This window comes from Paraburkholderia sp. C35, from assembly GCF_003121405.1.
Classification (GTDB): domain Bacteria; phylum Pseudomonadota; class Gammaproteobacteria; order Burkholderiales; family Burkholderiaceae; genus Paraburkholderia.
In genome coordinates this window covers 20244-36753 of record NZ_QBUY01000015.1, presented here as the reverse complement: position 1 = coordinate 36753, position 16510 = coordinate 20244, and the positions used below count along the sequence as shown (strand labels likewise).

The window sequence follows — 16510 nt, the reverse complement described above, 5'->3', positions numbered from 1 at the left end:
TGCTTCGCGCCCTTGCCGGGCGACCTATCAGGCGCTGTCTCCCCGACGGCGCACAGTCATGTCAGCGATTGAAATTCGTAACGTCAAAAAGCGCTACAAAGATCTGCAAGCGCTCAAAGGCGTCAGCTTTACCGTCGAACAAGGCGAGTTCTTCGGGCTTCTTGGCCCGAACGGCGCCGGCAAGACGACGCTCATCAGCATTCTCGCCGGCCTCGCCCGCGCCGATGAAGGCAGCATCACGGTTCACGGCCACCATGTCGTCGACGATTTCCGTCTCGCGCGCCGCGCGCTCGGTGTCGTGCCGCAGGAACTCGTGTTCGATCCGTTCTTCACCGTGCGCGAAACGCTGCGCATCCAGTCGGGCTACTTCGGCCTGCGCAAGAACGACGACTGGATCGACGAAGTGATGGCCAATCTCGATCTCACCGAAAAAGCCGACGCGAACATGCGTGCCTTGTCGGGTGGGATGAAGCGCCGCGTGCTGGTCGCGCAGGCGCTGGTGCACCGGCCGCCCGTGATCGTGCTCGACGAGCCGACGGCGGGCGTCGATGTCGAATTGCGCCAGACGCTGTGGAAATTCATCTCGCGCCTGAACCGCGAAGGTCACACCATCGTGCTGACCACGCACTATCTGGAAGAAGCCGAGTCGCTGTGCGACCGCATCGCGATGCTGCGTCGCGGTGAAGTCGTCGCGCTGGAGCGCACGAGTGCGCTGCTCGCACGTTTCGCGGGTACGCAACTGTTCGTGCGTTTCGCGCAGGGCGTGCTGCCCGCCGAACTGCGGCCGCTCGAAGTCGATCCCGCCAACGTCAACGGACGTCAGCATCTGTTGCGTCTGTCGAGCTATGACGATGTCGAGCGCATCCTCGCGCAATGCCGCGCGGCGGGCTGCACGTTCGATGAAATCGAGGTGCGCAAGGCCGACCTCGAAGACGTGTTCATGCAGGTGATGAACGGGCCGGAAGTGGTAGAGGGGTTGGCATGAGCGGTTTCCGTACGTTGTTCTACAAGGAGCTGCTGCGCTTCTGGAAGGTCTCGTTCCAGACGGTGCTCGCGCCCGTTATCACCGCGTTGCTGTATCTGACGATCTTCGGCCACGCGCTGCGCGATCACGTGCAGGTCTATCCCGGCGTGCTGTACACGAGCTTCCTCGTGCCCGGCCTCGTGATGATGAGCGTGCTGCAGAATGCATTCGCGAACAGTTCGTCGTCGCTGATTCAATCGAAGATCACGGGCAATCTCGTGTTCGTGCTGCTGCCGCCGCTGTCGCACTGGGAAATGTACGGCGCGTATGTGCTGGCCGCCGTCGTGCGCGGCTTGTGCGTCGGGCTGGGTGTGTTCATCGTGACCGTCTGGTTCATTCCGATGAGCTTCACCGCGCCGCTTTTCATCATCGCGTTCGCGGTGCTCGGTTCGGCGATTCTCGGCACGCTCGGCGTGATCGCCGGCATCTGGGCCGAGAAGTTCGACCAGCTCGCCGCGTTCCAGAATTTTCTGATCATGCCGCTCACGTTCCTGTCGGGCGTGTTCTACTCGACGCATACGCTGCCGCCCGTGTGGCGCGAAATTTCGCGGCTCAATCCGTTTTTCTACATGATCGACGGCTTTCGCTATGGCTTCTTCGGCATGTCGGATATCAATCCGCTGTGGAGCCTGCTGATCGTCGCCGGTTTCTTCGTCGTGCTGGCCGTGATTGCGATGCGCATGCTCGCAACCGGCTTCAAGCTGCGTCACTAGGAGCACCATTCATGCTACCCACACCTGAACAGGTCAAGAACTACATCGCGGCGGGCCTTCCTTGCGAGCATCTCGAAGTGGAAGGCGACGGCCAGCATTTCTTCGCGACCATCGTTTCGACGAATTTCGAAGGCAAACGTCTGATTCAACGACATCAACTCGTGTACGCGGCGCTCGGCGACCGCATGCGCGAAGAGATCCACGCGCTCAGCATGAAAACGCTGACGCCGGCCGAATGGCAAAGCGCCTGACCTGCGCGTAGCGACTACGCGCAAACCGTGCTGTCTGTCGGAGGACGGCGCTTGATAACCTGGCTGCAGGAAGAGCGGAACAACAAGCTGCACAATAAGCTTTAGACGTGGCTGCAAATTAGCTGGAACATTAGTGCGACTTACACATGAGAATCGCGACGCCGCGAACGGCGCCGCAGCAACCGCCCACAACAAGACGCCCGCAGGCGGACGGGCAGATCAGGAACAAACAGGCATGGACAAACTCGTGATTGAAGGCGGGCAAAAGCTCGCTGGTGAGATCGTTGTTTCGGGTGCGAAGAATGCGGCGCTGCCGATTCTTTGTGCGGGCTTGTTGAGCGCGGAGCCGGTGCACCTGGATAACGTGCCCGATCTGCAGGACGTGCGCACCACGCTCAAGCTGCTCGGCCAGATGGGCGTGCGCACGGAAAGCGCGGACGGCAAGGTGATGCTCGACGCGTCGAAGGTCGATAACCTCGTCGCGCCGTACGAACTTGTGAAGACGATGCGCGCGTCGATTCTCGTGCTCGGCCCGCTCGTCGCGCGTTTCGGCGAGGCGAAGGTGTCGTTGCCGGGCGGCTGCGCGATCGGTGCGCGTCCGGTGGATCAGCACATCAAGGGCCTGCAGGCGATGGGCGCCGAGATCAACATCGAGCACGGCTTTATCGAAGCGCGCGCGAAGCGTCTGAAGGGCGCGCGCATCATCACCGACATGATCACCGTCACGGGCACCGAAAACCTGCTGATGGCGGCTGTGCTGGCGGAAGGCGAAACGGTCATCGAAAACGCCGCGCGCGAGCCGGAAGTGGGTGATCTGGCCAATCTGCTGGTGTCGATGGGCGCGAAGATCGACGGTATCGGTACGGATCGTCTCGTGATTCAGGGCGTCGACAAGCTGCACGGCGCGAAGCACACAGTCGTGCCGGATCGTATCGAAGCGGGCACGTTCCTGTGCGCGGTTGCGGCGGCGGGCGGCGATGTGACGTTGCGCCATGTGCGTCCGCAGATTCTCGAAGCCGTGACCGACAAGCTGCGCGAAGCGGGCGTGACGATCGAAGAAGGTGACGACTGGATGCGCGTGCGCATGAACCAGCGTCCGAAGGCTGTGTCGTTCCGCACGTCGGAATACCCGGCGTTCCCGACCGACATGCAGGCGCAGTTCATGGCGCTCAACACGCTGGCTGACGGCACGTCGCAAGTGGTCGAAACGATCTTCGAAAACCGCTTCATGCACGTGCAGGAACTGAACCGTCTCGGCGCGAGCATCACGATCGACGGCAAGACGGCGCTGGTGAACGGCGTCGAGAAGCTGTCGGGCGCGAAGGTGATGGCAACCGATCTGCGCGCGTCGGCGAGTCTCGTGATCGCGGGTCTGTGCGCCGACGGCGAAACGCTGATCGACCGTATCTATCACCTCGATCGCGGCTACGACCGGATGGAATCGAAACTCACGGCAGTCGGCGCGAACGTGCGCCGCATCAAGGGTAATCAGGCATGAGCGAATTGCCGCAAACGTCGTCGTCGCCAGCGGCCAGCAAGCCGCTGACGCTCGCGTTGTCGAAGGGGCGTATCTTCGAGGAAACGGTGCCGCTGCTCGCGGCAGCGGGCATCGAAGTGACGGAAGACCCGGAAACGTCGCGCAAGCTGATCCTGCCGACCAATGACCCGAACGTGCGCGTGATCGTCGTGCGCGCGACGGATGTGCCGACCTACGTCGAATACGGTGCGGCCGATTTCGGCGTCGCGGGCAAGGACGTGCTGATCGAGCACGGCGGGAGCGGCCTGTATCAGCCGATCGATCTCGATATCGCGCGTTGCCGGATGTCGGTGGCCGTGGCGGCGGGCTTCGATTACGCGAGCGCGGTGCGCCAGGGCGCGCGTCTGCGCGTCGCGACGAAGTACGTGCAGACGGCGCGCGAGCATTTCGCATCGAAAGGCGTGCACGTCGATCTGATCAAGCTGTATGGATCGATGGAACTCGCGCCGCTCGTGGGCCTGGCCGACGCGATCGTCGACCTGGTCAGCTCGGGTGGCACGCTGCGCGCCAACAATCTCGTCGAGGTGGAAGAGATCATGCAGATCTCGTCGCGCCTCGTGGTGAACCAGGCGGCGCTGAAGCTGAAGCGTGCCGCGCTGGCACCCATTCTCGACGCGTTCGAACGCGCGTCGCAACGTACCGACGCAGCGGCCTGACGCACGGTTCACACTCAGGTCTGACTCGCGCGCCTTATCGAAACGGATACCAGCATGTCTATCAAGATTCGCAAACTCGATTCCAGCACTGAAGATTTCCGCAAGTCGCTGCATGCGGTGCTCGCGTTCGAGGCGAGCGAAGACGAAGCGATCGAACGCTCGGTCGCGCAGATTCTGGCCGACGTGAAGGCGCGCGGCGATGCTGCCGTGCTCGACTACACGAACCGTTTCGACCGCCTGAGCGCCAGTAGCGTGGCCGCGCTCGAACTGCCGATGTCGGAACTCGAAGCTGCGCTGGAAGGGCTGGAGCCGAAGCGCCGCGCGGCGCTCGAAGCGGCAGCGGCGCGCGTGCGCGGCTATCACGAGAAGCAGAAGATCGAATGTGGCAGCCATAGCTGGCAGTACACGGAAGCCGATGGCACCGTGCTCGGCCAGAAGGTGACGCCGCTCGATCGCGCGGGCATCTATGTGCCGGGCGGCAAAGCGGCGTATCCGTCGTCGGTGCTGATGAACGCGATTCCGGCGCGTGTGGCCGGTGTGCGTGAAATCGTCATGGTCGTGCCGACGCCGGACGGCGTGAAGAACCCGCTGGTGCTGGCAGCGGCGCTGCTGGGTGGCGTCGATCGCGTGTTCACGATTGGCGGCGCGCAGGCAGTTGGCGCGCTCGCGTATGGCACGCAGAGCATTCCCGCTGTCGACAAGATTTGCGGGCCGGGCAATGCGTATGTGGCTTCGGCGAAGCGTCGCGTGTTCGGCACGGTCGGCATCGACATGATTGCCGGGCCGTCGGAAATTCTCGTGCTGTGCGACGGCACGACCGATCCGCGCTGGGTGGCGATGGATCTGTTCTCGCAAGCCGAGCACGATGAACTCGCGCAATCCATCTTGCTGTGTCCGGACGACGGCTTCATCGCGCGCGTGCATGACGCGATCAACGAACTGCTGCCGTCGATGCCGCGCCGCGACGTGATCCAGGCGTCGCTCGAAGGCCGCGGCGCGCTCGTCAAGGTGCGCGACATGGCCGAAGCGTGCGCAATCGCCAACGACATCGCGCCCGAGCACCTCGAAATTTCCGCGCTGGAGCCGCAGCAGTGGTCGCAGCAGATCCGTCACGCAGGCGCGATTTTCCTTGGCCGCTACACAAGCGAAAGTCTCGGCGATTACTGCGCCGGGCCGAATCACGTGCTGCCTACGTCTCGTACCGCACGTTTTTCGTCGCCGCTCGGCGTCTATGATTTCTTCAAGCGCTCGAGCCTGATCGAAGTGAGCGCGGACGGCGCGCAGACGCTCGGTGAAATTGCCGCCGAACTCGCTTATGGCGAAGGTCTGCAGGCGCATGCGCGCAGCGCAGAATACCGGATGAAGCACACGGGCTGACCTTGCGGCGGATAGCCGTTTCACGCGGACAAGATCCGCGCTGAATTCGAGACGGCTTCCGGATCGACGAAAACAGAGAAATCAACCCGGGACGGCCGCACGGCCGCCCCTATTGCGCTTCTGCCTGACAGAAGGCGGACGCACTCCAGGCCATGACGACACCTCAAGACATCATCCGCCGCGACGTGCTCGCGATGACGAGCTACCCCGTTGCCGACGCAACCGGCCTCGTAAAGCTCGATGCAATGGAGAACCCGTTTCCGCTGCCCGAAGCGCTGGCTGCGGAACTCGGCGAGCATCTGGCGGGCGTCGCGCTGAACCGCTATCCGGCGCCGCGTCCGCAGGCGCTGCTCGACAAGCTCAAGCGCGTGATGAACGTGCCGGCGAACTGCGAAGTGCTGCTCGGCAACGGCTCGGACGCACTGATCAGCATGATCTCGATGGCGTGCGCGACGCCGGGCGCGAAGGTGCTGGCGCCTGTGCCGGGCTTCGTGATGTACGCGATGTCCGCGAAGCTCGCGAACATGGAATTCGTCGGCGTGCCGCTGAAGGCGGATTTCACGCTGGACGTGGACGCGATGCTCGCAGCGATTGCGGAACACAAGCCGGCGGTCGTCTATCTCGCGTTTCCGAATAACCCGACGGGCACGCTGTTCGATACGGCCGACATGGAGCGCATCATCGCGACCGCGAGCAGCAGCCTTGTCGTGATCGACGAAGCGTATCAGCCGTTCGCACAGCAAAGCTGGATGCCGCGCGCGGGCGAGTTCGACAATGTCGTCGTGATGCGTACGGTGTCGAAGCTGGGTCTCGCGGGTATCCGCCTCGGCTACATGGCGGGCCGCACGGAATGGATCAACGAATTCGACAAGGTGCGTCCGCCGTACAACATCAACGTGCTGACGCAGGCAACGGCCGATTTCCTGCTCGATCGTATCGACGTGCTCGACGCCCAGGCCGCGCAATTGCGCGACGAACGCGCGAAACTGGCCGCAGCAGTGGCCGCGCTGCCGGGCGCAGAAGTGTTCCCGAGCGCCGGTAATTTCCTGCTCGTGCGTGTGCCCGATGCATCGGCGACGTTCGAAACCCTGCTCACATCGCGGGTTTTGATCAAAAACGTGAGTAAAATGCACCCATTGCTCGCGAATTGCGTGCGTTTGACGGTCGGTTCGCCGGAAGAGAACGCGCAAATGCTCGCCGCACTGAAACTCGTGCTGAACTGATTCAGCACCATTCACAACCCCCACTTTTTAAGTCAGATTCGAGGAATTGCCATGCGCCTTGCGGAAGTCGTTCGCAACACCAGCGAAACGCAGATCCGTGTGAAGATCAATCTGGACGGCACCGGTCAGCAAAGGCTGGCTACGGGTGTGCCGTTTCTTGATCACATGCTTGATCAGATCGCCCGTCACGGGCTGATCGATCTGGACATCGAAGCGCATGGCGATACGCAGATCGACGATCACCATACCGTCGAAGACGTCGGCATCACGCTCGGTCAGGCTATCGCAAAGGCAGTCGGCGACAAGAAGGGCATTCGCCGTTACGGTCATTCGTACGTGCCGCTCGACGAAGCGCTGTCGCGCGTCGTGATCGACTTTTCCGGCCGTCCGGGCCTCGAATTCCATGTGCCGTTCACGCGCGCACGCATCGGCACGTTCGACGTCGATCTCTCCATCGAATTTTTCCGCGGTTTCGTGAACCATGCAGGCGTGACGCTGCATATCGACAACCTGCGTGGCCTGAACGCGCATCATCAGATGGAAACGGTGTTCAAGGCGTTCGGCCGTGCAATCCGCATGGCCGTCGAACTGGACGAGCGCGCGGCGGGGCAGATTCCGTCGACCAAAGGCAGCCTCTAAGCGACCCAACGGAACCGGCGCGCATCGCGCGGCCGGCTTGAGATGGACATCATCAAGTCGTTTATTTCGCTGCTGGCGTTGATCAACCCGGTGGGCGCGATACCGTTCTTTCTGAGCCTGACGTCGCAGCAGTCGTCCGCTGAACAGCGGCGCACGATCCGTGTCGCATCCATTTCGGTGTTCTGCGTGATCGCGGTGTCGACGCTGATCGGACAGCAGATCATCCGTTTTTTCGGCATTTCGATCGGTGCGCTCGAAGTCGGCGGCGGCATCATCATGCTGCTGATGTCGATCAGCATGCTGAATGCGCAGGTCGGTAACGCACGCTCGACGCCCGAGGAACGGCACGAAGCCGAGATGAAGGACAACATCGCTGTCGTGCCGCTGGCGATTCCGCTGCTGACGGGACCGGGCTCTATCAGTACTGTCCTAGTCTATTCGGCCAGCTATCCTCACTGGTACGACCGGATTAGTCTGATCGCTATTGGTGCTGTGATTGCAGCGCTCTGCTTCGGGTCGTTGAGTCTTGCTGAACCGATTGCCCGCTGGGTCGGTCGGACGGGAATCAACATCGGCACGCGGTTGATGGGTTTGATGTTGTCGGCGCTGGCGGTGGAGTTCATCGTCAACGGATTGAAGGCGTTGCTGCCTAACTTGAAATGAAAACTTCGATTGCGATTGTGGATTACGGAATGGGCAACCTGCGTTCGGTCGCCCAGGCGTTGAAGAAAGCTGCGCCGGAAGCGGACGTGGCGATCGTCGACAAGCCCGAAGCCATTCGTGCGGCAGACCGCGTGGTGCTGCCCGGACAGGGCGCGATGCCCGACTGCATGCGTTCGCTCGGTGAATCCGGCTTGCAGGAAGCGGTGATTGAAGCATCGCGCATGAAGCCGCTGATGGGCGTGTGCGTCGGCGAGCAGATGCTGTTCGACTGGAGCGCGGAAGGCGACACGAACGGCCTCGGCCTGTTGCCCGGCAAGGTGGTGCGCTTCGATCTCGAAGGCCAGTTGCAGGACGACGGCTCGCGCTTCAAGGTCCCGCAGATGGGCTGGAACCGCGTGCGTCAGGCGCAGGCTCACCCGCTGTGGGATGGCGTCGCGGACAACGCGTTCTTCTATTTCGTGCACAGCTATTACGTCGTGCCGGAAAACGCTGCACATACCTCGGGTGAAACCGTGTACGGTGTGCCCTTTACCTCGGCGGTGGCGCGGGATAACATTTTCGCGACCCAATTCCATCCGGAAAAGAGCGCCGACGCGGGCCTGCGCGTGTATCGCAACTTCGTGCACTGGAATCCCTGATCTTTTTCGTCAGCGTCTCTAAGCGTCCATGTTCTCCGTCCCGTCCTGTTGCCTCATTCAGGTGCATGCGCACCCGAAGCCCATTGGCAAGGTCGCCGAAAGACATGTACTAAACTAGCGGAACGGCCTGGCGCGGGCCGCAGCCGGATTTCCCGCCAGCCGAACTTCAACTTTTCTCCCAGACAACACCCGATTGCTATGCTGCTGATCCCCGCCATCGACCTGAAAGACGGTCAGTGTGTACGCCTCAAACAAGGCGATATGGACCAGGCGACGATTTTCCACGAGGAACCGGCGGTAATGGCCCGACATTGGGTCGACCGCGGCGCGCGTCGCCTGCACCTCGTCGACCTGAATGGCGCGTTCGCCGGCAAGCCGAAGAACGAAGAAGCGATTCGCGCGATCATCGAAGAAGTGGGCGGCGAGATCCCCGTGCAGCTGGGCGGCGGTATCCGCGATCTGAACACGATCGAACGCTATCTGGATGACGGCCTCGAATACGTGATCATCGGCACGGCGGCGGTGAAAAACCCGGGCTTCCTGCTCGAAGCGTGCACGGCGTTCGGCGGCCATATCATCGTCGGCCTCGACGCGAAGGACGGCAAGGTCGCCACCGACGGCTGGAGCAAGCGGACCGGCCACGAAGTGGTGGATCTCGCGCGCAAGTTCGAGGACTACGGCTGCGAGTCGATCATCTACACGGACATCGGCCGCGACGGCATGCTTCAGGGCATCAACATCGAAGCGACGGTACGCCTCGCGCGCTCGATGAAGATTCCCGTGATCGCGAGCGGTGGCCTGTCGAACATGGGCGATATCGAAGCGCTGTGCGAAGTGGAAAACGAAGGGATCGAAGGCGTGATCTGTGGCCGCGCGATCTATTCGGGCGACCTCGACTTTGCCGCGGCGCAAACGCACGCGGACCGCTTGCGCGAATCCGACGACGCCTGAGCATCGGTTGGTCTGCGCATGGCGCGCCGCTGACGTTTAGCTCAGGCGCGCGCCTTGCGCGGCATCCGGCGTGCCGGCCCTGCGCCGTTCTCCCACCCATGACGCACGGGCGAGCGGCCTCACCAGCGGTATTGGCAAGAACTTGGCAAGATCATGGCTTTAGCTAAACGCATCATTCCCTGTCTGGACGTCACGGCTGGCCGCGTGGTCAAGGGCGTCAACTTCGTCGAACTGCGCGACGCGGGCGATCCCGTCGAAATCGCGCGCCGCTACGACGAGCAGGGCGCCGACGAACTCACGTTCCTCGACATCACCGCTACGTCCGATCAGCGCGATCTGATTCTCCCCATCATCGAAGCGGTGGCTTCGCAGGTGTTCATTCCGCTGACGGTCGGCGGCGGCGTGCGCGCGGTCGAAGACGTGCGGCGCCTCTTGAACGCGGGCGCGGACAAGGTCAGCATGAATTCGTCGGCGGTGGCGAATCCGCAACTGGTGCGTGATTCGACCGACAAATACGGCTCGCAATGCATTGTCGTCGCGATCGATGCGAAGCGCGTATCCGCCGAGGGCGAAGCGCCGCGCTGGGAAGTCTTCACGCATGGCGGACGCAAGAACACAGGGCTGGATGCCGTCGAATGGGCGCGCAAGATGGCCGAACTCGGTGCCGGTGAAATCCTGCTGACCAGCATGGACCGCGACGGCACGAAGAGCGGGTTCGACATTGCGCTCACGCGTGCGGTGTCGGATGCCGTGCCGATTCCCGTGATCGCGTCGGGCGGCGTCGGTTCGTTGCAGCACCTGGCCGATGGCATCACGGATGGCCGTGCGGACGCCGTGCTGGCTGCAAGCATCTTCCACTATGGTGAGCACACGGTCGGCGAGTGCAAGCGCTTCATGGCCGATCAGGGCATCTCGGTGAGGTTGTAACGTGGTCAATCCGTCTGAAGTCGGCTGGCTCGACAAGGTGAAGTGGGACGCGAACGGCCTCGTGCCCGTGATCGCGCAGGAAGCATCGACCAACGACGTGCTGATGTTCGCGTGGATGAACCGCGAAGCACTGTCGAAGACGATCGAAACGGGCCGCGCGGTGTACTTCTCGCGCTCGCGCCAGCGCCTGTGGTTCAAGGGCGAGGAATCGGGCCACGTGCAGCATGTGCATGAAGTGCGGCTCGATTGCGACGAAGACGTCGTGCTGCTGAAGGTCGAGCAGGTGTCCGGCATCGCGTGCCACACCGGCCGGCATTCGTGCTTTTTCCAGAAATTCGAAGGCTCGACCGATTCCGGCAACTGGGTTGCCGTCGATCCCGTGCTGAAAGACCCCGAACATATCTACAAATGACGCAAGATTCGCAATCGACCAACTCGACCAACGATACGCTGCGGCGCCTCGCGGCCGTGATCGACAGCCGCAAGGGCGGCGATCCCGAGACTTCGTACGTATCGCGCCTGTTCCACAAGGGCGATGACGCGGTGCTGAAGAAGATCGGCGAGGAAGCCACGGAAGTCGTGCTGGCCGCGAAGGACGTGCGCCTGGGCGCGGAGCGCAAGGCGCTGGTCGGCGAAGTGGCCGATCTGTGGTTTCATTGCCTCGTGATGCTGTCGCACTTCGACCTGAATCCCGCTGACGTGCTCGCCGAACTCGAGCGCCGCGAAGGCTTGTCGGGCATCGAGGAGAAGGCCTTGCGCAAGAGCCGCGACCGCGAGCAGAACGGCGACTGAGCCGCCGAAGCGCGGCAAGCAGCGTGCGTAAAAAGACAAACAGCGACGAGAGATCTGACACCAGCGTAGCAACGTATCCATTCGCACCCTCGAGGAGGACGCAAGCATGGAACAGTCGCATGGCGGTTATCCGCCACCGTCGTATCAGAGCGCAATCGAAATCGACCGCCAGCGCAGCCTGCGCACGCTGACGCACATCATCTACGCGCTTTACGCCGTGTACTGGCTGACGGGCGGCATCTCGGTGCTGGTCGCGATCATCATCAACTACATCAAGCGGGCGGAGACCGTCGGCACGCCGTACGAAGCGCATTTCGACTGGCAGATCCGCACGTTCTGGCTGGGCCTCGTCGGGCATCTGATCGGCGTGGCGCTCTTCATCGTGCTGATCGGCGTGCCGATCCTGTGGGCTGTCGCGATCTGGACGTTGTACCGTATCATCAAAGGCTGGCTGTACCTGTACGACAACAAGCCGTTCACCAATCCGCGCGGCTGGTTTTAACCTGCGCCGCATGAGGCGTTCGCCGCGTTTGCCGTCCAACAAGACCATGAGCCACGATCCGAACTGCCTTTTCTGCAAGATCGCCGCGGGCGAGATTCCGTCGACCAAAGTCCACGAAGACGAAGACTTCGTCGCGTTTCGCGACATCCGTCCGGCGGCCGAAACCCACGTGCTGGTGATCCCTCGCAAGCACATCGCGACGCTCTCGAACTGTACCGAGGCCGATTCCGCCCTGCTTGGTAAGATGCTGATATTGGTCGCGCGTCTGGCCGATCAGCTGGGCGTCGCCTACACGGGCGGAGAGACGGGTTTCCGTACGGTCGTCAATACGGGGCCGGGCGGCGGGCAGGAGGTGTATCACCTGCACGCGCATCTGCTGGCAGGTCCGCGTCCGTGGCTGAGGATGGGCTGAGCGCCAGGCGTTCACGATGCGCCGTAGTCACGAATATTTTCGAGATGAACGTGGCGTCCATCGACAAAGATTCACCGCATCGGCTTTTTGACTACGCACAATGGCGGGTCCGTCACGACGACATCGTTACTTTATGTAGGGATGTAACGACAGCGACTCGCAGACATGGTCATAATGGGACTGCGGAGCTGACGCAATAAGCAGGCGTCGGCGGTAGTTATGCAGACGGGGCGTATCCGCGAGACGCGCTTCGATTCAGGCCGCAAGGCGCACAGTTGCCGTCGCAAGGCACGACGGTGGGGGTTAAGGAGATTTTTATGGGTTCGTTGAGTATTTGGCATTGGCTGATCGTTCTGCTGATCGTCGCTCTGGTGTTCGGTACGAAGAAGCTGCGCAATATCGGTACTGATCTGGGTGGCGCGGTGAAGGGCTTCAAGGAAGGCATGAAGGACGGCGAAACGCCCGAAGGGCAGCCGCGCGACCAGATTTCGCGCACGAACACCGTTGATGTCGACGCGAAGGAAAAGGCGCCGCATTCCGGCGATTCCCGCTAATCCGGCGCCAGCCGAGCTTGCGCTGACACGCGCGCACTGACGGGAAGCCCTATCCATGCTGGACCTCGGTTTGACCAAGATGGCGTTGATCGGCGTGGTCGCGCTGGTCGTGCTCGGCCCTGAGCGCTTGCCGCGCGTGGCCCGCACGGCGGGCGCGCTGTTCGGCCGCGCGCAACGCTATATCAACGACGTGAAATCCGAAGTCACGCGTGAGATCGAACTCGACGAATTGCGCCGCATGAAGACCGAGTTCGAATCGGCGGCGCAAAACGTCGAAACCTCGATTCACGACAATCTGCGCAAGCACGAAACGGAACTGAACGAGGCGTGGTCGCAAGGCACGTCGGTGTCGCCGAGTATCGCGAGCGGCGCGACGGAAAGTCTCGCAACCGATTCGCTGATGACAGGCGGCACGTCGTGGCGCAGCGCCGACGCCGGCGCGCCGAAACGCAAGAACTGGCGCGTGAAGCAGACGGCCACGCCGAACTGGTACAAGCGCGCCACGTTGCGGCGCACCCGCGTGCAATCGGGCGCGGCCCGTGTCGCACGGCATACGCCCGTCAGCCTGCGTCGGCCGACACGCTTTTTCTGAACGTCCGATGTCCCGCGCATCAATCTCTAACCGAGGGCCGGTGTGAGCGACCCCCAAAATCAAACTGAAGGTACGGAAGAGACCTTCATCTCGCATCTCGTCGAACTGCGCGATCGCATTATCCGCGCGGGCATTTCGGTGATCATTGTGTTCGTCGGGCTCGTTTACTGGGCGCCCGACATCTTCCGGCTGCTCGCGCGTCCGCTGATGAACAACCTGCCGAAGGACGGCAAGATGATCGTCACCGACGTCACCGGCTCGTTCTTCGTGCCGATGAAGGTGACGATGCTCGTCGCCTTCGTGATCGCGCTGCCATTCGTGCTGTACCAGATCTGGGCATTCGTCGCGCCGGGGTTGTATCAGCACGAGAAGAAACTGGTCGGGCCGCTGGTCGGCAGCAGCTATACGCTGTTCCTGTGCGGCATGGCGTTCGCTTATTTCGTGGTGTTCCCGACCATTTTCCGCGTGATGGCGCATTACAACGCGCCGCTTGGCGCGGAAATGACGACGGATATCGACAATTACCTGAGTTTCGTACTGACGATGTTCCTCGCCTTTGGCGTGACGTTCGAAGTGCCGATCGTCGTCGTGCTGCTGGTGCGGATGAACGTGCTGACCATCAAGAAGCTCAAGGAAATCCGGCCGTATGTGATCGTTGGCGCGTTCGTGATCTCGGCGGTGGTGACGCCGCCGGACGTGTTCTCGCAGCTGATTCTCGCGATCCCGCTGATCGTGCTGTATGAGGCGGGCATCATCGCGGCGCGGCTGTTTGTCAGCAAGCCGGTGACGGCGCCGGAGAACGAAGGCAACGCGGCAAGTTGAATCGGCTAGCGAGGCGGACATAAAAAAGGGCAGTGCTCCGTCGGAGACTGCCCTTTTTGTTTGCCCTATGCGATCTGGCTGCTCTTAACGCTCAACCGCCGTCGTCATCATCGCCTTCATCGGTAGGCTGTTTGGGCGGCGGCGGGCGTTTGCCGATCATCACCGTCAGATCCATTTCCTTGTTCTTGCGCACCAGATGCACCTTGGCATCGGTGCCCGGCTTGATCTGCGCGATCACGTTCAGGAGGCGCGTCGTATCGGTGATGTCCTGGCCGTTCACCGACACCAGAATGTCGCCCGGCTTGATGCCCGCCTTGTCGGCCGGTCCGCCCTTGAGCACGCCCGCGACGATCGCGCCCGACTTCTGCTCCAGCCCGAACGATTCGGCGATTTCCGGCGTCACGTCCTGCGGCTCGACGCCGATCCAGCCGCGCGTCACCGTACCCGTCGTGATGATGCTTTCCAGCACGCTACGCGCCGTCGAAACAGGAATCGCGAAGCCGATACCGAGCGAGCCGCCCGAACGCGAATAAATGGCCGTATTGATGCCGAGCAGATTGCCGTTCACATCGACCAGCGCGCCGCCCGAGTTGCCGGGATTGATCGGCGCATCTGTCTGGATGAAGTTTTCGAAGGTATTGATGCCGAGGTGATTGCGGCCGAGCGCGCTGACGATACCCATCGTCACCGTCTGGCCTACGCCGAACGGATTACCGATTGCGAGCACCACGTCGCCGACGCGCGTCTGGTCCATGCGGCCGAGCGTGATGGTCGGCAGGTTCGTCATGTTGACCTTGAGCACGGCCAGATCCGTTTCCGGATCGACGCCGATCACCTTTGCGTTCGTGGTGCGGCCATCGGCAAGCGCGATTTCGATCTGATCGGCGCCATCGACGACATGCTGGTTCGTTAGAATGTAACCTTCCGAACTCACGATAACCCCTGAGCCAAGGGTGGCCGCGGGTTGCTCCTGCTGCTTTTTGTTCTTGTCGCCGAAGAAGTAGCGGAACAGCGGGTCTTTGGCGCGCGGGTCGGGCGGCAGCGAGCCGTCCGTGCTGGAGCACACGTTGCCGCCGGCGGGCATCGCGTTCTGTGCCGCGTCGGCGTAGGAATTCTGGGCGGTGCCGCCGCTGCCGATTCCGGGGGCTACCTCTCGGAGCGCGACGATCGGCTCGGCCAGCTGCTTGCCGAACTGCCCTTGACGTTGCAGCCACTGCGGTTTGAGGGTCGCAATGATGAACATCAGCGCCAGCAGCACGGTCACCGCCTGGGCGAAGAACAGCCAAAAGCGTCTGAGCATCTGAAAATTAGAGGTGTATATGGATCGGATCGAACTCGAATTGTACTTGAACAATCTCCTTGAAACTTCGCGCTTCAAGGACTATTGCCCGAATGGTCTGCAAGTCGAAGGGCGGCGCAAGATCGAGAAAATCGCTACCGGCGTAACGGCGTCGCTGGCCTTTCTGGAAGCCGCGCTGGAGTGGGGCGCCGACGCCGTGCTCGTGCATCACGGCTACTTCTGGCGCAACGAGGCGCCTCAGATCACGGGACGCAAATATCAGCGTCTGAAGGCGCTGCTCGCGAACGATCTGAACCTGTTCGCCTTCCATCTGCCGCTCGACGATCACCCCATCTACGGCAACAACGCGCAACTCGGCGCGAAATTCGGCCTGATTCCGGATGGCCGGTTCGGTGAGAACGACATCGGCTGGATGAGCAGCTTGCCCATGTCGATCACGCTCGCGCACTTCAGCGCGGAAGTCGAGCAGACGCTAGGGCGTACGCCGCTCGTGCTGGGCGACCCCGACAAGCAGCTGCGCCGCGTCGCGTGGTGCACGGGCGCCGCGCAAGGCTATTTCGAGGCCGCCATCGAAGCGGGCGCCGACGTCTATCTGACGGGCGAAATCTCCGAGCCGATCACGCATATGTCGGCGGAAAGCGGCGTCGCGTTCATCTCGGCCGGCCACCATGCGACCGAACGTTACGGTATCCAGGCGCTGGGCACGCATCTGTCCGAGCAGTTCGAGCTGGAACACCTGTTTATCGATATTCATAATCCAGTTTGAATATCGGCAGCATTACGCAAGAAAAAGGATTGAAAAACGGAGGAAATACTTAATAAAAGCCGTAAAACGGTTTGCGATGCGTGCGGGGAAACCCTGATTTATCAAGGACTTCGCACGCTTTTTGGTACTCGGCCCTTGTAAATGGCGACTCCATTCGAGCAAACTAGCGGC

General features: G+C 61.9%; 21 protein-coding genes. 20 read left to right on the top strand and 1 reads right to left on the bottom strand.

Going from position 1 to position 16510, the window contains the following annotated elements:
* Window positions 1-58: 58 nt before the first annotated feature.
* From DK391_RS12365 to tatC, 19 genes are all read left to right on the top strand, one after another.
* Window positions 59-985, top strand: coding sequence for an ABC transporter ATP-binding protein (locus DK391_RS12365; RefSeq protein WP_109478293.1), 927 nt, complete (start codon window positions 59-61; stop codon window positions 983-985).
* Window positions 982-1737, top strand: coding sequence for an ABC transporter permease (locus DK391_RS12360; protein ID WP_109478292.1), 756 nt, complete (start codon window positions 982-984; stop codon window positions 1735-1737). The genes DK391_RS12365 and DK391_RS12360 overlap by 4 nt, the downstream gene beginning before the upstream one ends.
* Window positions 1738-1748: 11 nt before the next feature.
* On the top strand, window positions 1749-1988 hold the full coding sequence (locus tag DK391_RS12355; RefSeq protein WP_109478291.1) for a BolA family protein: 240 nt from the start codon (window positions 1749-1751) through the stop codon (window positions 1986-1988).
* A 235-nt stretch (window positions 1989-2223) separates the two neighbouring features.
* A complete protein-coding gene (gene murA / locus DK391_RS12350) occupies window positions 2224-3486 on the top strand; it encodes a UDP-N-acetylglucosamine 1-carboxyvinyltransferase (RefSeq protein ID WP_162600803.1) in 1263 nt (420 codons plus the stop codon).
* Window positions 3483-4181 (top strand): ATP phosphoribosyltransferase, encoded by a 699-nt coding sequence (hisG, locus tag DK391_RS12345; RefSeq protein ID WP_109478289.1) that lies wholly within the window; start codon window positions 3483-3485, stop codon window positions 4179-4181. Before murA ends, hisG begins: the two co-directional genes overlap by 4 nt.
* Before the next feature lie 54 nt (window positions 4182-4235).
* Window positions 4236-5558: a histidinol dehydrogenase gene (gene hisD / locus DK391_RS12340; RefSeq protein WP_109478288.1), complete on the top strand. Its 1323-nt coding sequence runs from the start codon at window positions 4236-4238 to the stop codon at window positions 5556-5558.
* Window positions 5559-5710: 152 nt separating this feature from the next.
* Window positions 5711-6781: a histidinol-phosphate transaminase gene (gene hisC / locus DK391_RS12335; RefSeq protein WP_109478287.1), complete on the top strand. Its 1071-nt coding sequence runs from the start codon at window positions 5711-5713 to the stop codon at window positions 6779-6781.
* Window positions 6782-6832: 51 nt separating this feature from the next.
* Window positions 6833-7420 carry an imidazoleglycerol-phosphate dehydratase HisB gene (gene hisB / locus DK391_RS12330; RefSeq protein WP_109478286.1) on the top strand — a complete coding sequence of 196 codons (588 nt, stop codon included), beginning with the start codon at window positions 6833-6835 and terminating at the stop codon, window positions 7418-7420.
* Between the two features lie 42 nt (window positions 7421-7462).
* Entirely contained in the window at window positions 7463-8083 is a 621-nt protein-coding gene (locus DK391_RS12325) for a MarC family protein (protein ID WP_109478285.1), read from the top strand.
* Window positions 8080-8721, top strand: a complete 642-nt coding sequence (gene hisH, locus DK391_RS12320; RefSeq protein ID WP_109478284.1) for an imidazole glycerol phosphate synthase subunit HisH — start codon at window positions 8080-8082, stop codon at window positions 8719-8721. The genes DK391_RS12325 and hisH overlap by 4 nt, the downstream gene beginning before the upstream one ends.
* Before the next feature lie 198 nt (window positions 8722-8919).
* Window positions 8920-9672, top strand: coding sequence for a 1-(5-phosphoribosyl)-5-[(5-phosphoribosylamino)methylideneamino]imidazole-4-carboxamide isomerase (gene hisA, locus DK391_RS12315; RefSeq protein WP_109478283.1), 753 nt, complete (start codon window positions 8920-8922; stop codon window positions 9670-9672).
* A 153-nt stretch (window positions 9673-9825) separates the two neighbouring features.
* The gene (gene hisF, locus DK391_RS12310; RefSeq protein WP_109478282.1) at window positions 9826-10599 is read left to right on the top strand and encodes an imidazole glycerol phosphate synthase subunit HisF; all 774 of its coding nucleotides are present in this window, start codon (window positions 9826-9828) and stop codon (window positions 10597-10599) included.
* Between the two features lies 1 nt (window position 10600).
* Entirely contained in the window at window positions 10601-11011 is a 411-nt protein-coding gene (gene hisI, locus DK391_RS12305; protein WP_109478281.1) for a phosphoribosyl-AMP cyclohydrolase, read from the top strand.
* Window positions 11008-11391: a phosphoribosyl-ATP diphosphatase gene (locus tag DK391_RS12300; RefSeq protein ID WP_109478280.1), complete on the top strand. Its 384-nt coding sequence runs from the start codon at window positions 11008-11010 to the stop codon at window positions 11389-11391. The genes hisI and DK391_RS12300 overlap by 4 nt, the downstream gene beginning before the upstream one ends.
* Window positions 11392-11497: 106 nt before the next feature.
* Window positions 11498-11893: a hypothetical protein gene (locus DK391_RS12295; protein WP_109478279.1), complete on the top strand. Its 396-nt coding sequence runs from the start codon at window positions 11498-11500 to the stop codon at window positions 11891-11893.
* Between the two features lie 46 nt (window positions 11894-11939).
* The gene (locus DK391_RS12290; RefSeq protein WP_109478278.1) at window positions 11940-12305 is read left to right on the top strand and encodes a histidine triad nucleotide-binding protein; all 366 of its coding nucleotides are present in this window, start codon (window positions 11940-11942) and stop codon (window positions 12303-12305) included.
* Window positions 12306-12622: 317 nt separating this feature from the next.
* The gene (tatA, locus tag DK391_RS12285; RefSeq protein ID WP_109478277.1) at window positions 12623-12859 is read left to right on the top strand and encodes a Sec-independent protein translocase subunit TatA; all 237 of its coding nucleotides are present in this window, start codon (window positions 12623-12625) and stop codon (window positions 12857-12859) included.
* 55 nt (window positions 12860-12914) lie between these two features.
* Window positions 12915-13451 carry a Sec-independent protein translocase protein TatB gene (gene tatB, locus DK391_RS12280; protein ID WP_109478276.1) on the top strand — a complete coding sequence of 179 codons (537 nt, stop codon included), beginning with the start codon at window positions 12915-12917 and terminating at the stop codon, window positions 13449-13451.
* Between the two features lie 42 nt (window positions 13452-13493).
* A complete protein-coding gene (tatC, locus tag DK391_RS12275; RefSeq protein ID WP_109478275.1) occupies window positions 13494-14273 on the top strand; it encodes a twin-arginine translocase subunit TatC in 780 nt (259 codons plus the stop codon).
* 91 nt (window positions 14274-14364) lie between these two features.
* On the opposite strand, the gene DK391_RS12270 is transcribed toward tatC, so the two are convergent.
* Window positions 14365-15573 (bottom strand): Do family serine endopeptidase, encoded by a 1209-nt coding sequence (locus tag DK391_RS12270; protein WP_109478274.1) that lies wholly within the window; start codon window positions 15571-15573, stop codon window positions 14365-14367.
* Between the two features lie 19 nt (window positions 15574-15592).
* Here DK391_RS12270 and DK391_RS12265 point away from each other — a divergent pair, with 19 nt between their 5' ends.
* The gene (locus DK391_RS12265) at window positions 15593-16339 is read left to right on the top strand and encodes a Nif3-like dinuclear metal center hexameric protein (RefSeq protein ID WP_109478273.1); all 747 of its coding nucleotides are present in this window, start codon (window positions 15593-15595) and stop codon (window positions 16337-16339) included.
* The last annotated feature ends 171 nt before the right edge of the window (window positions 16340-16510 follow it).

Excerpts from the sequence above, each read along its gene's own strand:
- DK391_RS12365 (WP_109478293.1), top strand. The coding sequence starts at position 59 with ATGTCAGCGATTGAAATTCGTAACGTCAAAAAGCGCTACAAAGATCTG.
- DK391_RS12360 (WP_109478292.1), top strand. The coding sequence starts at position 982 with ATGAGCGGTTTCCGTACGTTGTTCTACAAGGAGCTGCTGCGCTTCTGG.
- DK391_RS12355 (WP_109478291.1), top strand. The coding sequence starts at position 1,749 with ATGCTACCCACACCTGAACAGGTCAAGAACTACATCGCGGCGGGCCTT.
- murA (WP_162600803.1), top strand. The coding sequence starts at position 2,224 with ATGGACAAACTCGTGATTGAAGGCGGGCAAAAGCTCGCTGGTGAGATC.
- hisG (WP_109478289.1), top strand. The coding sequence starts at position 3,483 with ATGAGCGAATTGCCGCAAACGTCGTCGTCGCCAGCGGCCAGCAAGCCG.
- hisD (WP_109478288.1), top strand. The coding sequence starts at position 4,236 with ATGTCTATCAAGATTCGCAAACTCGATTCCAGCACTGAAGATTTCCGC.
- hisC (WP_109478287.1), top strand. The coding sequence starts at position 5,711 with ATGACGACACCTCAAGACATCATCCGCCGCGACGTGCTCGCGATGACG.
- hisB (WP_109478286.1), top strand. The coding sequence starts at position 6,833 with ATGCGCCTTGCGGAAGTCGTTCGCAACACCAGCGAAACGCAGATCCGT.
- DK391_RS12325 (WP_109478285.1), top strand. The coding sequence starts at position 7,463 with ATGGACATCATCAAGTCGTTTATTTCGCTGCTGGCGTTGATCAACCCG.
- hisH (WP_109478284.1), top strand. The coding sequence starts at position 8,080 with ATGAAAACTTCGATTGCGATTGTGGATTACGGAATGGGCAACCTGCGT.
- hisA (WP_109478283.1), top strand. The coding sequence starts at position 8,920 with ATGCTGCTGATCCCCGCCATCGACCTGAAAGACGGTCAGTGTGTACGC.
- hisF (WP_109478282.1), top strand. The coding sequence starts at position 9,826 with ATGGCTTTAGCTAAACGCATCATTCCCTGTCTGGACGTCACGGCTGGC.
- DK391_RS12300 (WP_109478280.1), top strand. The coding sequence starts at position 11,008 with ATGACGCAAGATTCGCAATCGACCAACTCGACCAACGATACGCTGCGG.
- DK391_RS12295 (WP_109478279.1), top strand. The coding sequence starts at position 11,498 with ATGGAACAGTCGCATGGCGGTTATCCGCCACCGTCGTATCAGAGCGCA.
- DK391_RS12290 (WP_109478278.1), top strand. The coding sequence starts at position 11,940 with ATGAGCCACGATCCGAACTGCCTTTTCTGCAAGATCGCCGCGGGCGAG.
- tatA (WP_109478277.1), top strand. The coding sequence starts at position 12,623 with ATGGGTTCGTTGAGTATTTGGCATTGGCTGATCGTTCTGCTGATCGTC.
- tatB (WP_109478276.1), top strand. The coding sequence starts at position 12,915 with ATGCTGGACCTCGGTTTGACCAAGATGGCGTTGATCGGCGTGGTCGCG.
- DK391_RS12270 (WP_109478274.1), bottom strand. The coding sequence starts at position 15,573 with ATGCTCAGACGCTTTTGGCTGTTCTTCGCCCAGGCGGTGACCGTGCTG.
- DK391_RS12265 (WP_109478273.1), top strand. The coding sequence starts at position 15,593 with ATGGATCGGATCGAACTCGAATTGTACTTGAACAATCTCCTTGAAACT.